Annotated in this window: 13 protein-coding genes and 1 tRNA gene; 6 read left to right on the forward strand and 8 right to left on the reverse strand. The window is 60.1% G+C overall.

Features of this window, described 5'->3' with window-relative positions:
* Positions 1 to 576: 576 nt before the first annotated feature.
* Both ASD50_RS06390 and ASD50_RS06395 read right to left on the reverse strand, forming a co-directional pair.
* Positions 577 to 786, reverse strand: coding sequence for a DUF1737 domain-containing protein (locus ASD50_RS06390; protein WP_056237635.1), 210 nt, complete (start codon positions 784 to 786; stop codon positions 577 to 579).
* 43 nt (positions 787 to 829) lie between these two features.
* A complete protein-coding gene (locus tag ASD50_RS06395; protein ID WP_082549539.1) occupies positions 830 to 1,729 on the reverse strand; it encodes an HpcH/HpaI aldolase/citrate lyase family protein in 900 nt (299 codons plus the stop codon).
* A 93-nt stretch (positions 1,730 to 1,822) separates the two neighbouring features.
* On the opposite strand from ASD50_RS06395, the gene ASD50_RS06400 reads away from it, so the two are divergent.
* On the forward strand, positions 1,823 to 2,992 hold the full coding sequence (locus ASD50_RS06400) for an NAD(P)/FAD-dependent oxidoreductase (protein ID WP_056237638.1): 1,170 nt from the start codon (positions 1,823 to 1,825) through the stop codon (positions 2,990 to 2,992).
* 13 nt (positions 2,993 to 3,005) lie between these two features.
* Here ASD50_RS06400 and ASD50_RS06405 read toward each other — a convergent pair whose 3' ends face one another.
* A complete protein-coding gene (locus tag ASD50_RS06405; RefSeq protein ID WP_056237643.1) occupies positions 3,006 to 3,428 on the reverse strand; it encodes a metallopeptidase family protein in 423 nt (140 codons plus the stop codon).
* 184 nt (positions 3,429 to 3,612) lie between these two features.
* On the opposite strand from ASD50_RS06405, the gene ASD50_RS23785 reads away from it, so the two are divergent.
* The 3 genes from ASD50_RS23785 to ASD50_RS06420 are packed head-to-tail and all read left to right on the forward strand — an operon-like array spanning position 3,613 to position 9,420.
* Positions 3,613 to 4,668 carry an ImuA family protein gene (locus ASD50_RS23785; RefSeq protein ID WP_056237646.1) on the forward strand — a complete coding sequence of 352 codons (1,056 nt, stop codon included), beginning with the start codon at positions 3,613 to 3,615 and terminating at the stop codon, positions 4,666 to 4,668.
* A complete protein-coding gene (locus ASD50_RS06415) occupies positions 4,610 to 6,058 on the forward strand; it encodes a DNA polymerase Y family protein (RefSeq protein ID WP_056237648.1) in 1,449 nt (482 codons plus the stop codon). The genes ASD50_RS23785 and ASD50_RS06415 overlap by 59 nt, the downstream gene beginning before the upstream one ends.
* On the forward strand, positions 6,055 to 9,420 hold the full coding sequence (locus ASD50_RS06420; protein WP_056237652.1) for an error-prone DNA polymerase: 3,366 nt from the start codon (positions 6,055 to 6,057) through the stop codon (positions 9,418 to 9,420). The genes ASD50_RS06415 and ASD50_RS06420 overlap by 4 nt, the downstream gene beginning before the upstream one ends.
* Positions 9,421 to 9,430: 10 nt before the next feature.
* On the opposite strand, the gene ASD50_RS06425 is transcribed toward ASD50_RS06420, so the two are convergent.
* The 4 genes from ASD50_RS06425 to ASD50_RS06440 form a co-directional block, all read right to left on the reverse strand.
* A complete protein-coding gene (locus tag ASD50_RS06425) occupies positions 9,431 to 9,637 on the reverse strand; it encodes a Trm112 family protein (RefSeq protein WP_056237657.1) in 207 nt (68 codons plus the stop codon).
* A gap of 13 nt (positions 9,638 to 9,650) precedes the next feature.
* Complete coding sequence (locus ASD50_RS06430) at positions 9,651 to 10,322, reverse strand: LON peptidase substrate-binding domain-containing protein (protein WP_056237660.1); 672 nt, start codon at positions 10,320 to 10,322, stop codon at positions 9,651 to 9,653.
* 146 nt (positions 10,323 to 10,468) lie between these two features.
* Complete coding sequence (trxA, locus tag ASD50_RS06435) at positions 10,469 to 11,449, reverse strand: thioredoxin (RefSeq protein WP_056237662.1); 981 nt, start codon at positions 11,447 to 11,449, stop codon at positions 10,469 to 10,471.
* 78 nt (positions 11,450 to 11,527) lie between these two features.
* Positions 11,528 to 12,025 (reverse strand): prolyl-tRNA synthetase associated domain-containing protein, encoded by a 498-nt coding sequence (locus ASD50_RS06440; RefSeq protein WP_056237664.1) that lies wholly within the window; start codon positions 12,023 to 12,025, stop codon positions 11,528 to 11,530.
* Between the two features lie 209 nt (positions 12,026 to 12,234).
* On the opposite strand from ASD50_RS06440, the gene ASD50_RS06445 reads away from it, so the two are divergent.
* Positions 12,235 to 12,309 (forward strand) — tRNA-Gly (locus ASD50_RS06445).
* A 91-nt stretch (positions 12,310 to 12,400) separates the two neighbouring features.
* Here ASD50_RS06445 and ASD50_RS06450 read toward each other — a convergent pair.
* Positions 12,401 to 13,873, reverse strand: coding sequence for an aminotransferase class V-fold PLP-dependent enzyme (locus ASD50_RS06450; protein WP_056237666.1), 1,473 nt, complete (start codon positions 13,871 to 13,873; stop codon positions 12,401 to 12,403).
* A gap of 102 nt (positions 13,874 to 13,975) precedes the next feature.
* On the opposite strand from ASD50_RS06450, the gene ASD50_RS06455 reads away from it, so the two are divergent.
* The gene (locus ASD50_RS06455; RefSeq protein ID WP_056237670.1) at positions 13,976 to 14,446 is read left to right on the forward strand and encodes an Lrp/AsnC family transcriptional regulator; all 471 of its coding nucleotides are present in this window, start codon (positions 13,976 to 13,978) and stop codon (positions 14,444 to 14,446) included.
* The last annotated feature ends 427 nt before the right edge of the window (positions 14,447 to 14,873 follow it).

The raw sequence follows: 14,873 nt of genomic DNA on the forward strand, positions 1-14,873 counted from the left end.
CACCCCCCTCTGGCCTGCCGGCCATCTCCCCCTCAAGGGGGGAGATCGGCAGCTTCAAGCTACAGCCTCCTCTGTCATTTCAGTGCCGGATGAAAGCATGGCAATCTTGGTAATCTCCCCCCCTTGAGGGGGAGATGGCCGGTAGGCCAGAGGGGGGTGTTGGTCCTGCGAGGTTGGGCTCAATAGTGGACAAATCCGCTCGCATCGCCTCAATAACCCCTTGATCCCGCTCACTTCCCAAAAAACTCCCGACTCCACTTATCCACCTCCTCCGCACCTTGCCCCATACTCATGCCATCGCCCTTGCGGGAGACCTGGTGCGCACCGGGTATCAGGGAAGGGCGTCGGTGCCGGATTGGTCGCATGACGGTGTGCGGCTGAAGCGGGCCGCATTGGACGGCAGCGCCCCCTCAGGGAGGCAAGACCACCGGACGGGCGGCCGCAAGGCCGCACTACTTACCTAAACGAGCGACCGAACGGCCGCCCATCCTCCCGACCTGTGCTTCAACGGCAAAGGTCAGTTCTTTGACAATGGCCAGACGCGAAAGCGGGTGTGGCAATGAATAGCTACGCCCCTTACCAATCGCTGAGCTTGGTCTCTCCGGCCACGTAGTCCTGGCCATCGATGTCCTTCACCACGGCCTGGCCGCAGCGCATGATTTTTTCCTTCTTGTCATAGGCATAGGTCGGCGAACCATAGAGGTGCCAGCCCTTGTTCAGCGCCGCTGTCACCTTGTGGCAGAAAGTGGCGTCGTCGATGGCGGTAAGGAAACGGTAGAGTCTCATGTCTTTTCCCTGATGGAAATGGATAGGGACGTCGCTGCGATGATCATGCGCCGATGCCGGCGGCTTTCGCCAGCAGTTTTTCGGCCTGTGCAAGATGCAGCCGTTCGATCATCCTGCCGCCCAGCACGACCACGCCCTTGCCGGCATTTTCGGGCAAGGCGAAGGTTTCGGCAATTGCCTTGGCTTCCACCAGCGCAGCGGCGGAAGGCGAAAAGGCCGCGTTGGCCGCTTCGATCTGCGCCGGATGGATGACCGTCTTGCCGTCAAAGCCCATGGCCGCCGCTTCCCCGCATTCGCGGGCGAAGCCGACGGCATCGCTGAAATGGTTGAACACGCCATCGACGACGTCGATCCCGCCGGCACGGGCCGCCAGCACGATCTGCATCAGCCACGGCACCAGATAGCGCCGGTCGGGCATGGCCTGGATGCCGGTTTCCTTGACCAGATCGTTCGTTCCGGCAACGAAACAGCTCAACCGCGAGGCGGGGTCGCGGCCAAGCTCGGCGATGGCTCCGATGTTCATCAGCGCCTTCGGCGTTTCGACCATCGCCCACAGCTTGACCTCGTCCGGCGCGAAGGCATCGTCGAGGGCATCGCCGGCTTCAAGGATATCGCGGGCGGTATCGACCTTGGGCAACAGGATGGCATCCGGCTCGCAGGCGGCAGCGGCGGCAAGGTCGTCGGACCCCCACTGGCCGCTCAATGCGTTGATGCGCACCACCATTTCGCAACGGCGCTCAGGCCGATTGGCCAGGATGCCGGCAAGCTTTTCGCGCGCCGCCACCTTCTCGGAAGGAAGCACCGCATCCTCCAGGTCGATGATCACGGCATCGCAGGCGAGCGTGGCGATCTTGGCCAGCGCCTTGTCATTCGAGGCGGGAACGTAAAGAACGGAACGGCGCGGACGGATCGGGTTCTCAATCATAGTAGGGTTTTGGGACATCTGGTCTTCTTGCCCGGCAAAGCTGGCCCTTGCAAGAGCTTGCAGCAAAGTGGCGAAAGCTGTTTCATCAGTGGCATAAACGGGTCCAGCGGCATGGCGAACTACGATATAGTGATCATCGGCGGCGCAATCGTCGGTGCCTCGCTGGCCTATTATCTCCGCGACGAGGGCTTTTCCGGCTCCATCGCGCTTGTCGAGCGCGATCCGCAATTCACCCATTCGGCGACGACGCTTTCGGCGGCCTCCATCCGCCAGCAGTTTTCGATCCCCGAAAACATCCGCCTGTCGCAGTTCACGCTGAAGCTGTTCCGGCGGCTGAAGGAAGAATTCGGCCCCGATGCCGAGATCGATTTCCACGAAGGCGGCTATCTCATCCTCGCCAGCGAAACCGGCCTGCCCGTGCTCAAGGCCAATCATGACACGCAGGTCGCCGAAGGCGCCGAGATCGTGCTGGAAGATGCGGCGGCGCTGACGAGCCGTTTTTCGTGGCTGTCAGGCGAGGGCATCAGCGGCGGCGCCTATGGCGTGAGCGGCGAAGGCTGGTTCGACGCCCATGCCTACCTGCACCTGTTCCGCAAGGCGCTGCGCAACAGGAAGGTCGATTTCATCACCGCTTCCGTCACCGCGATCGCCCGGCAAGGCAACCGCGTAACCGGGGTGACGCTGGACAATGGTGAAACCTTGGAAGCAGGCATCGTCGTCAACGCGGCTGGGCCGAATGCCGGCAAGGTCGCGGCATTGGCCGGGCTGGAACTGCCGGTCGAGCCGCGCAAGCGCAACGTCTTCGTGTTCGAGGCGCGCGACCGTTTCGCCGACATGCCGTTGATCGTCGATCCAAGCGGCATCTGGTGGCGGCCGGAGGGCTCGGTCTACATCACCGGCGGGGCGGAATCGGAAGACGGCGAGCAGGCGGCCGATCCGTCCGACTTCGAGCCGGAATGGGGCCTGTTCGAAAACGAGATCTGGCCGGTGCTGGCCACCCGCGTGCCGGCCTTCGAGGCGATCAAGATGACCCGCGCCTGGGCCGGCCACTACGACTACAACACGCTCGACCAGAATGCGGTCATCGGCCCGCATCCGGAAGTCGGCAACTTCATTTTCGCCAACGGCTTTTCCGGTCACGGCCTGCAGCAGGCGCCGGCAGTCGGCAAGGCTCTCGCGGAACTGATCATCACGGGCAGCTATCGCACGCTCGACTGCTCGGCCTTCGCCTATCAGCGAGTCGCGGAAGGCCGGGCGTTCCGGGAACTGAACGTGATTTAGGGCTTTGGAGGCGCTATCCCGCAGCCGTTTCGATGCGCTCCATGTCGTCATCCGAAAGGCCGAAATGATGGCCGACCTCGTGGATAAGGACGTGGTTGACGATATCGCCCAACGCTTCCTCGTTCTCGGCCCAGTAGTCGAGGATGGCGCGCCGGTAAAGCGTGACGCGGTTCGGGCCTTCGCCGGTCGCCGGGTTCCAGCGTTCGGCGATGCCGCGCCCCTCGAACAGGCCAAGCAGGTCGAACGGCGTCTCGAGCGACAGGTCGTCCATGATCTCGTCGGTCGGGAACTCAGCGATCTGGATGACGATCTCGCCGGTCAGCTTGCGGAATTCTTCCGGCAGGTGCGCGTAAGCCTCCAGCGCCAGCAACTCCAGCTCTTCGATGGAAGGCGAAAGCTCGCCGTGCCAGTTGCGGGTCTTGTAGATGCGGGCCATTCTGTATCCTTTGCCCGGGGCATATAGGCTTTTGCGTGGCACTCGGCAAACGGCAACCTCGCCCACGGACATGGCCCTTCCGACTTCAGAGGAATAAATTCCGCACCGCCCTGCTTGACTCTTTCTCCAAGCTCTGGAATCCATAAGAACATAACAAGAACAATTGCTCTGGAAATGGATCGTCATGACGGCAAGCGTCACGGCGCGGGAAACCGTTTTTTCCCTGCGCCACCAGATAGCCAGGATTGAAGGAACGCTGCCGGATCGCTTCGATGCTCCGGCCGGCGCACCTTGCAGCATATCCGGCCCCACCGATCAGATTCTTGTACGGCGAAGCGGTTCGGCGGGCGGCGAAGCCCTGTTAACAACCGGCGTAGCGAGCCTTGATGACACATTGGGCGGCGGGCTTTTGAAAGCCGCGCTGACCGAAATCCATGGCCCTGAAACACGCGATGCCGGTGCTGTTGCAGGCTTCGCCCTGGCGCTCTTGGGCAGGCTGGTCAATTGCGATCCGGCTGCTGGCCCCGCGCTATGGATCGGCACGGCGCAAGCCTGGCAGGAGGGCGGCTTTCCCTACGCCAGGGGCTTGCAAGACCTGTTCGACATCGTTCCGCAAAGCCTCCTCTTTTGCGAGGTGCCCAAGCTAACCGATGCTCTTTGGGTGGCAGAGGAAGCAGCACGGCTCACCACGCTCTCGGCAGTGGTGTTGGAAATCCGCGGCAATCCGCAGCGTCTCGACCTCACCGCAAGCCGCAGGCTTCACGCCAGAGCGCAGCAAGCCGCAAAGCCGGTTCTCTTGCTGCGCCAGGCAGCATTGGCGGAGCCGACGGCCGCTCCCATCCGGCTGATTGTCGAGCCGGCGGTTTCGGCATTGCGCAGCACGCTGGCTGGCCCTCTCGATGGATCGATCGGCCGGCCGGCCTTTGCGGTTTCGGTGAGCAAGAGCCGTACGGGCCGATGGGGAAAATTCATATTGGAGTGGAACCCCGATGAACACTCATTCGACGAGAGATGCGGCGATGAAAGATACGCTACCGAAAGATCCGGCGTTAGGATGCGGCACGGGAAAAGGGCAGAGAATTCTGTCTCTGTGGTTTCCCTACCTCGCTGCGGAGCGGATATGGCGGCAGCGCCTGGGGCGCGCCTGGCGGTCTCGACCACTGGTCCCGCACCCGCCACTGGTGCTCAGCCATCGTCAACAGAACGCTCAACGCATCGCCGCGCTCGACGAGCAGGCTGAGGCGCTTGGGCTGAAGCGCGGTATGGGATTGGCCGATGCGCGTGCCATGCACCCCACGATCGATGTGGTTGAAGCTGACCCCCAAGCAGAACTCAGCCTGCTCGAAGGTCTGGCCGACTGGTGCGACCGTTACACCCCGCTGGTGTCCCTTGACGGCCAGGACGGCTTGTTTCTCGACATCACCGGCTGCGCGCACCTGTTCGGCGGCGAGCGTGCGATGCTGGAGGATATGTCCTCGCGCTTCTTCCAGCAGGGCTTTGATGTCCGCATCGGCATTGCCTCGACAGCCGGCACTGCCTGGGCGGCAGCACGCTTTGCAAGTGAACGCATCGTTGCCTCCGGTGGCGAAGCAACCTTGCTAGCCCCCTTGCCGTTATCTGCCCTGCGCATCGAGCCTGCAATCCGCACCAGTCTGGAGAGCGTCGGTCTATGGAGCGTCGGGGCAATCATGGCCCTGCCGCGCGCACCGCTCATGCGCCGCTTCGGCTCGAAGCTTCTTCTGCATCTGGACAGGGCGCTGGGGCGTCTGGAGGAACCGATATCTCCGCGCATGCCGGTCCCAACTCTCTCCGCCGAACGCCATCTCGCCGAGCCGGTTATGCTGACCGAGGACATAGAGCTATTGGTGAAAGCTCTCGCTGCAACGTTGCGAGCCGATCTGGAACGACGTGGCGAAGGCGCGCGTGAGTTCGAGCTTTTGCTGTTCCGGGTGGATGGCGCGATCACGCGGTTAAGGATGCGCACATCGCAACCGGTTCGGGAACCGCAACTGGTTCACAAGCTATTCCACGAAAGGCTGATCGCGGTCGGTGATGGCTTTGACGCCGGTTACGGTTTCGACCTTGTGCGGCTGTGCATCCTGACAAGCGCCGCATATGAAACCAGCCAGATCGACCTTGCGGGGGAAATACAAGACGAGGCTGCGAGCATTGCCATGTTCACGGACCGGATCAACGCAAGGTTAGGGCAAGGCACCATTCTGCAAGCCATTACAGTGGCGAGCCACTGTCCTGAGCAAGCGGTGGCAATGGTTCCTTTCGAAGCGTCCGGAAAATCGGCAGCCGGGTCGCGTAGCCCCGCAATGCCCCATCTTCCCTCGTTGCAACGCCCCATCCGTCTTTTCCGCGCCCCCGAGCCGATTGACGTGCCGGCCACTGAAATGCCGGAAGGCCCGCCACGGCAGTTCCGCTGGCGACGCGCCCTGCATAAAGTCGCCCGCGCCGAAGGGCCGGAACGCATCGCTTCGGAATGGTGGCTTCGGGAAGCACCGACGCGCGACTACTTCCGGATCGAGGATGTCGACGGCCGCCGCTACTGGCTCTATCGCCAAGGTCTCTATGATGGCGTTGAACCTACGCCGCGCTGGTTCATGCATGGGATATTCGCATGAACGCACGCGTCACCCCTGCCTATATCGAGTTCGGTGTCCAATCGAATTTCTCATTCCTGCGCGGCGCCTCGAGGCCCGAGGAACTGGTGCTGGCGTCCTGCCTTCTCGGCCATGCCGGCATGGGTCTCGCCGACCGCAATACGGTCGCCGGCGTGGTGCGTGCATGGAACCAGTCGAAACATATAAAGCTGACGCCTGACACGAAAGAAATCCAATATCCCTACCATCCGGGCTGCAGGCTGGTCTTTACTGACGGCACCCCCGACATTCTCGCTTATCCACGGGATCGCAAGGGATGGGGCCATCTGTGCCGCATGCTGACCCAAGCCAATCTGCGTGAGGAAGCTGAAAAGGGCGCCACACTTCTTCGTCTGGACGACCTGCTGGAATGGGGCGGGCACATGTCGCTTGCTGTCCTGCCGGAACTGGTCACGGCGACGGACGACCTTGCCTTGCTGCAACGGCTGAAGGAGTGCTTCGGCAAGGCGCTACGGCTGGCTGTCGCACCCGACTATCGGGGAAATGATCGCTTCCGTATCGAACAGGCAGCCGCCGTCGCCACTGCCGCCAAACTGCCGTTGATGGCGACGAACGACGTGCTCTATCACGCGCCGGAGCGTCGCTCCCTGCAGGACGTGATCACCGCGATCCGGCTGAACACGCCCGTCACCGAGGCGGGATTGGAACTTGAAGCCAATGCCGAGCGTCACCTGAAGCTGCCGGGAGAAATGGCGAGGCTTTTCCGTCGGCACCCGCAGGCGCTGGCCGAAACGCTGCGCTTTGCTGGAGAACTGTCCTTTTCGCTGGCTCAACTTCAATACAATTACCCCGACGAGCCCACGCAATCAGGCCTCGGGCCACAGGAAGAATTGGAGAGACTGGCATGGGAGGGTGCGGCCAGGCGCTTTCCAACGGGAACCGAAGTCGACGTACAAAAACGCATCCGGGAGGAACTGGCCCTCATCAAGCGGCTGAATTACGCGCGCTATTTCCTGACCGTTCACGACATCGTCCAGTTTGCGCGCAGCAAGGACATCCTCTGCCAAGGCCGCGGCTCCGCCGCCAACTCGGTCGTCTGCTACTGCATCGGCATTACCGAGGTGGGGCCAAGGGAAATCAATTCCCTGTTCGAGCGCTTCATTTCCGAGGAAAGAAATGAACCACCGGACATCGACGTCGATTTCGAGCATGAACGGCGTGAAGAAGTCATGCAGTATATCTATTCGAAATACAGCGCCAAGCGCACGGCGCTGGCCGCCGCCGTCGTCAGCTATCGGGGGCGCTCGGCGCTTCGCGAAGTGGCCAAGGCGATGGGCCTGTCGGAAGATGTACGCAGCGCCTTGTCCGGATCCATCTGGGGCTGGTATTCCGCCACGCTCGGCGAAAGAGAAACCAAGGCAGGCGGCCTTGACCAGGCGGATCCTTTGACCAGGCACGTCCTCACCCATGCCAATCAGATCATGGGCTTTCCCCGCCATCTGTCCCAGCATGTCGGCGGCTTCGTCATCACCAGGGACCGGCTCGACGAGATCGTACCCATCGTCAAGACGGCGATGGATGAACGCAAGATGGTTGAATGGGACAAGGATGATCTGGATGCCGTGAAGATCCTGAAAGTGGATGTTCTGGCGCTCGGCATGCTCTCCTGCCTGAAGCGCACCTTCAAGCTCCTGAACCAGCACTATGATACAAGGGACGAAAAGAGCGGACGTCCCATTGTCGATCTCGATACGATCCCCAAGGAGGATGCCCGGGTCTACGATATGATCTGCCGTGCCGACACGCTGGGCGTGTTCCAGATCGAATCCCGGGCCCAGATGTCGATGCTGCCGCGCCTCAAGCCGAGAGAATTCTACGATCTCGTCATTGAGGTTGCGATCGTGCGCCCCGGCCCGATCCAGGGTGACATGGTGCATCCCTATCTGCGGCGGCGAGAAGAAAAAGAGAAAGTCGAGTACCCAAAACCCGAACTCGAACAGATCCTTGGCAAGACAAAAGGTGTGCCGCTTTTCCAGGAGCAGGCGATGCGGCTTGCGGTGGTCGCCGGCGGCTTCAAGCCGGGCGAAGCCGACGAACTGCGCCGGGCAATGGCGACATTCAAGCGCAATGGCACGATAGAAAAATACAGAAGCCGGATGATCAGCGGGATGATGGCGCGCGGCTACGAGCAGGAGTTTGCCGAGCGCTGTTTCAAGCAGATCGAGGGCTTCGGCGATTACGGTTTTCCCGAAAGCCATGCCGCTTCCTTCGCGCTGTTGGTCTATGCCTCCTGCTGGTTCAAGACCTTCTATCCGGATGTGTTCTGCGCCGCGATCCTGAATTCGCAGCCAATGGGTTTTTACCAACCGGCCCAGCTCGCGCGCGATGCAAGCGACCATGGCGTCGAGATCCGCGAGGTCGATATCAATTTTTCCCGCTGGGATTGCCTACTTGAAAAAGCTCCGTTCGACCCTGGGCGCATTCTCAAGCGCCATGCCGAAATGCGCGGGGTTATCCGCACCTGCCATGCCGTCCGCCTCGGCTTCCGGCAGATCAAAGGCCTTTCGCTGGATCGCATGGAAATCTTTTGCGCGAGGCGTGGCGAAGGGTACCAATCGGTGCGCGATGTCTGGCTGCGTTCCGGCCTTGATGTCGATGAGATCGAGAAGCTGGCCGAGGCAGATGCCTTCCGCTCCATTGGCCTCGACCGCCGGTCGGCACTTTGGGCGGTGCGGGCGTTGGATCGCAAAAGCGCCGTCGAAAAGCTGCCGCTGTTCGATCGGCCGACTGTGAACCTGCCCGACCTGGAGCCCAAGGCGACCTTGCCCGAAATGCCTTTGGGCCAACATGTCATCCATGACTACCGGTCTCTCGGCCTGTCGTTGAAGGCTCATCCGGTCGCCTTCGTACGCAAGCAACTGAACGAGGCAGGCGTCACGCCGAACGCTGTCCTGACATCCGTTCCCGACGGCCGGCGCGTCTCAGTTGCAGGGCTCGTGCTGGTGCGTCAGAGACCGGGCAAGGGCAACGCCATTTTCCTGACTCTGGAAGATGAAGACGCCGTCGCCAACGTCATCGTCTGGCCACGCATATTCGACCGCTATCGACCCGTCATCATGGGCTCGCGCTTCGTGCGCGTTACCGGCAAACTTCAATCGGAATCGGACGTCATCCATATCGTTGCCGACCGCATCGATGATCTCTCACCCTGGCTGGCGACACTGCTGGAAGAAAACCGGAAGACGTCGTTTCCTTCAAACGCAGCCCTGCCTTGGAAGAAACGTCAAGGTGAACCGGATCGAAACGTTCCACCTCACCGGGATCGCGAAGCGATGGCTCGCAAGGCGCGAAACGTCATGCCGAAAGGACGAAACTTCCAATGACGCATCGCGTTTACTTTTTCTCGAGCGAAACCGAACGCGCCTCCGAAGGCAGCATGATCGGAATACCGTCCCTGACCGGATAGGCAAGCTGCGCCAGCCTGGACACCAGTTCGCTGCGCTCCGGGTCCCAGCTCAACGGTCCCTTGGTCAGAGGGCAGGCAAGCAGTTCCAAAAGCTTGGGATCGACCTGCGATTTGCGTTCGCTACGTTCCGCCATGCGATCCTCCAGCCTATTGCAGGCTTGATCCAAATTCCTCATTGTCGCGAGCCAGCGCCATTTCGGTGATGGCAATCAGCGTCTCGGCCCGCGTCTTCAGGTCCGCAGCCTCAAGCAGCGCCTGTTTTTCTGCCGGTCCGTAGGGCGCCATCATCGACAGTGCATTGACCAAAATCGCATCGCCGGCGCGACTGACGCTTTCCCAATCGGCCTCGAGATCATTGGCCTGCAGGTAGGCTCGAAAGGCCTTGAGTAGTGCAGGACGGTTCACCTCGCTCGCTGCCCGGTCCTCGTCGAGATCGGCAAGGAAGGGCGTGACCCGACACTGGCGAAACGGCGTCTTCACGACAAGCTCGTGCACTATCCTGAAGCGGCACACTCCTTGCAGCGCAATCAGATAGCGGCCATCGCCACTTTCGGCGAGAGAGGTGAGACGCCCGAAACAGCCGACGCTGCAGAGCTCTGGCGTTGCTTCATCGCGAAGCGCCCCGTCAAGACGAGGTTGTATAAGACCTACCAACCGGTCGGAGGCGATGGCGTGGTCGATCATCTGCAGGTAGCGCGGCTCGAAGATGTTGAGCGGCAACCTGCCGCCTGGCAGCAGCAACACGCCTTCCAGCGGAAACACGGGAACGGTATGCGGCAAATCCGCTTCGCTCCGATAACGTGCGTTTCCTACCTGCATGTCGTGTCTCCGCTGTGCGCTTACGCCAGCGCCTTGCCATTTGGCTCAATCTGGTGCGCCAGCGCCGGATGTATCCGAACACCAGCAAATCATCAGACGAGGCGAAAATACAATCCCGCCTCAGGTTTGCCCCATGCAGGGCCAGCCTAGGAGAAAAGCAGCGATGACAGCTTCCGCCGCGCCGACAAGGTCGCTTCGTCGGCCATGCCCCAGGCTTCAAAGAATTGCAGTAACTGGGCCCGCGCTCCGTCGTCATTCCAGGTCCGGTCAGCCTTGACGATGGCAAGCAGGCTATCGGCCGCCTTGTCCCGGTCACCCTTCGCATTCTGGATCATGGCGAGATCAAAGCGTGCCTGATGATCCTTCGGGTTTTGCTCCAGCCGCCTTTCCAGTTCCGCCGGATTACCAAGATTGGCAGCCTGGGCCGCCAACGTCATTTTCGCCCGCAAGGCAGCAAGCTCGGGCGCATCGCGCTTGTCTTCCGGCGCACGCTCCAGAACGGCCTCTGCGCCCATAGCATCGCCAGCCTCGAAAAGCAGATCGCCCAACGCGGCAATGGCTTCAACTGTTTCGGGCGCCTGTTGGAGCACGGCATCATAGATGTCTGCTGCGGTTTGCAGATCACCCGAACTGCGTGCTTCTGCAGCGGCGGCAAGCGCCTCGGCTATCCCTGCCTTTCCGTCGTCACCTTTGCCGCCGACTTTGTCGATGAAGTCACGGATCTGGCTTTCAGGAATAGCACCCATGAACCCGTCGACTGGTTGCCCATCCTTGAAGGCAATGATCGCTGGAATCGACTGGATGCCAAGCTGGCCGGCAACTGAGGGGTGCTCGTCGATGTTCATCTTGACAAGCTTGACCTTGCCACCAGCGGCCTTGACCGCTTTTTCCAACAGCGGAGTGAGTTGCTTGCAAGGGCCGCACCAAGGTGCCCAGAAGTCCACCAATACCGGTTGCTTGCGCGATTCCTGGATCACGTCGGCGGAAAAACTTGCCGTCGTTGCATCCTTGATCACATCGAGCGCGCCATCGGCGGGCACAACCCCGGCAGCTTCGTTGCCATCGCTCCCATATCGCACCGTAGTTGCGTACTGATTGGCGCCGCCGAATGGGTTGCTATCACTCATCTTTCCACCTTATCGGTCAGTCCGTGCAGCAGATGTAGTCCGCCGCACCGGAAGATTTTTTCGTTCCAAATGTGGCGATCAAGCCGAGACTTTCAAGATAACAGGATCGTGCCCGGTTGCCTTGATGAAATTGACCAGATCGTCCGCTGCGATCGACGTTGTCGCCTCATTGGTCAATGGATGCGCATTGATAATGGCATTCTCCATCAGGGCTTTGTCCAGCACCACCTTGACCTTGCATCCTGCATCGTTGAGGAGCCCGAACACCGTAACCCCGCCTGGAACCACGCCGAGCAACTCCATCAGCTTCTCCGGCTTGCCGAAAGAAACGCGGCTGGCCCCGCCAATCAAGTGGTGGACTTGCTTGAGGTCGACCTCCGCCTCCTCCTCGAGGGTGACAAGAAAGAAATTATCCTTCTTGTCCTTCAAAAACAGGTTCTTTGTATGGCCGCCGGCGATCTCGCCACGCAACGCTTGCGAATCGGCCACGGTAAACAGCGCGGGATGGCGCTTGGTGGTGACGGCGATACCCAGTTGCGCAAGAAAGGCAAGAAGATCGGATTCAGTCTTCGGCATGGCGAACCTTCCCTGAGAACGCAGAACGCCGTTTACGGCCAAGCTGCACGGCAACACAAGATGCGATGCCCGCTATTGAGTGGTGCAGTTGCGAATCCATGCAACGGTCCAAAATTCGTTCATTCCGGCCAAAAAGGCGGCGATTTCCCTGTTGCAATCGCCGTGCTCTTCGGCCATATAGGCGCGGCTTGCGGCTCAAGGCCGTGCGAGCGGGTGTAGCTCAGGGGTAGAGCACAACCTTGCCAAGGTTGGGGTCGAGCGTTCGAATCGCTTCACCCGCTCCAATGTTTCAAGCATCGAAAAGCCGCGGAACTCCGCGGCTTTTTCGCTTTTCGGAACTCGATACCTCAACCTGTCGACAGAGGGTTCAGTCCGTCAAGCTGCCGCGGGAAAGAAAATCGCCCGACTGGCGTCGCAATCGTACATCGCCGAATATCGGTCCGCTGTGCGAGCGAGTTCGATTACCGAGTTGAGGATGAATTCCACCTTTTCGTCCGGCAAAAGGACACTGAAGTTGAGACGGGTGAACCCCGGTTTCCGGATTTCCCGGCCAGCCAGGATGTCCTGCCGCATCAGGTCCGATTCCGCCGCGTCAATCGAGAGCAGCCTGTGCACATAAGGTCCAGCGCAGGCGCAGCCACCACGCGCCTGGATGCCAAAACGGTCACTCAGCATACGCGTTACCAATTGCTGGTGGACGTAGCCACCACGGCCATCTTTCACCTTGAACGAGAATATCGGCAGCTTCGGCGCACCCGGCAGCCCCAGCAGTTCAATTTCGTCTATGCCTTGCCAGGCAGCGGTTGCACGGTTCACGAGTTCGTCGTTTCGGCGCTGCATGTTTTGCTGCCCGATGGCATCCTTGACCAGAAAGGTAAGTGCAGCCCGGATATCTCCGACCACGTTCGGTGTCCCTGCCTCCTCGCGCGCCTCAAGGCTGTTGCTGTAGTCGTGCACTGTGGGCGACACGAATTTGACCGTGCCGCCGCCCGGCCAACAGGGCTTGGTGGTCACCACGGCGTCGCGCCGCACGATCAGCACGCCGGAAGCTCCGGGGCCACCGATGAACTTGTGCGGCGAGACCACGACGGCATCGATTTCAACGCCTTCTGCTGGCGACATCGCGATTGGCAGGTAAGGACCGGCACCTGCGTAGTCCCAGACGATCTTTGCGCCGGCTGCCTTTGCCTTGCGCGTCACCGTCGCGACGTCAGTGATAATGCCGGTTACGTTGGATGCTGCCGAAAATGCGCACACGACGCTGTCAAATTCGGACACGCCGCGCAGCGCAGCATCGAGTTCGTCAAGATCCGGTCCGCCGAGCGCACCCTCGGCAATCTCAACTATCTCGGCGCCACTTTCGCGCCAAGGCAGGATGTTGGAATGATGCTCATAAGGGCCGATTATGACACGTGCCCGTTTGCCCGCGGCTCCTGAGGCGTTGACGCCAAGCAAAGTGACGAGACGATTCAAGCCAGCGGTCGCACCGGGCCCGGCAAAGATCACCGCGTGTTCATCTGTTGCCCCGCAACAGTCACCAATTGCCTTACGCGCCTCGCGACGTAGCCTGGTGACAACGCCGCCGCAATAGGAGGCCTCGGTGTGGCTATTTGCATAAAATGGCAAAACTTCCCGCAATATGAACTCTTCGATCTGCATCAAGGCGCGGCCGGAAGCGACATAGTCGGCATAGACTAGGGGCTTGTTTCCGAATGGGCCTTCGATCTCCGCGTCGTTTCCGATCAAGCCGGACCGTAGATCGTCCAGTACGCCGGGAACCGCCAAGCGGGCCCTGAATTTCTGGATCAGGGTAGGTTTGGATGCATTTTCGGATACGGCCGTGAGCATGGGAGACCTCCATTGGTGATCTCAGAATAGCTCCGACACCGCATTGAAAATGCACCTAAGATTTGCAATCTTGAGCTAGTTTTCGTTCATGTGATAGGTCATATGGATAATATTGATGGAATTGACCTCAAAATCCTGACATGCCTGCAAAAGGACGGCGGTCTTTCCCAGCGAGATCTCGCCGAGCGGGTCGGCCTGTCTCAAAACGCCTGCTGGCGACGGCTACAGAAACTTATGGGCGAGGGCGTGATCAAAGGCACGCACGCTCGGATCGACCTCTCAGCGCTCGGCTTCAAACTTACGGTCTTTGTCATGGTTCGCACGCGCCATCATTCGAAGGAGTGGGCCGACAGCTTTCGCAAGCACGTGGAGCATTTGCCCGAGGTCACCGACTTCTACAGGATAGGCGGAGATTGGGACTACCTGATCAAGGTCGTAACCCGCGACATGGGCGGCTATGACGGGTTCTATCAGAAACTCATCACCAATTTCGACCTTGCCACGGTAACGGGTTTTTTTTCGATGGAGGCCATCATCGAAAACCGCGCCGCGGATCTCAGCCGTTTGCGGTAAGTTGGCGCTTGTATCGATCCGGCACATAAAGGTTAAGAACCGTAGCGGATTTCAGGCGAAAGAGGCCGGGCGGATTGTGGATAGCCAGTGGATAACCTGTTCGGCATACAAGATGTTGTAGTGAACAAACCAAGAAAATCCACTCAACGCCGATTCGTCGCCGATTCGTTCCGGCTTTGGTCCGAGTATTAACAAGGCACGGCTGAATCAGCCCGTATTTGGTTACTGTGCATTAAGAAATGTCCAGCTTTTTCATGTCTTTGCCGGGGCAGCGGATATTCCCGCCTATCTCTTTCGAACATCTGTGCGGAAACATTAACCGATACCGAAGCCCGCGCATGAAATCATAGTAGGCAGATTCAGCATCTGGTGCATGAAACCTTCCAGCTCGCCATATCTAGCCATGAACAAACCATGAATTCGGCAG

Origin of the sequence: Mesorhizobium sp. Root552, from assembly GCF_001427285.1 — a bacterium.
Taxonomy (GTDB): domain Bacteria; phylum Pseudomonadota; class Alphaproteobacteria; order Rhizobiales; family Rhizobiaceae; genus Mesorhizobium.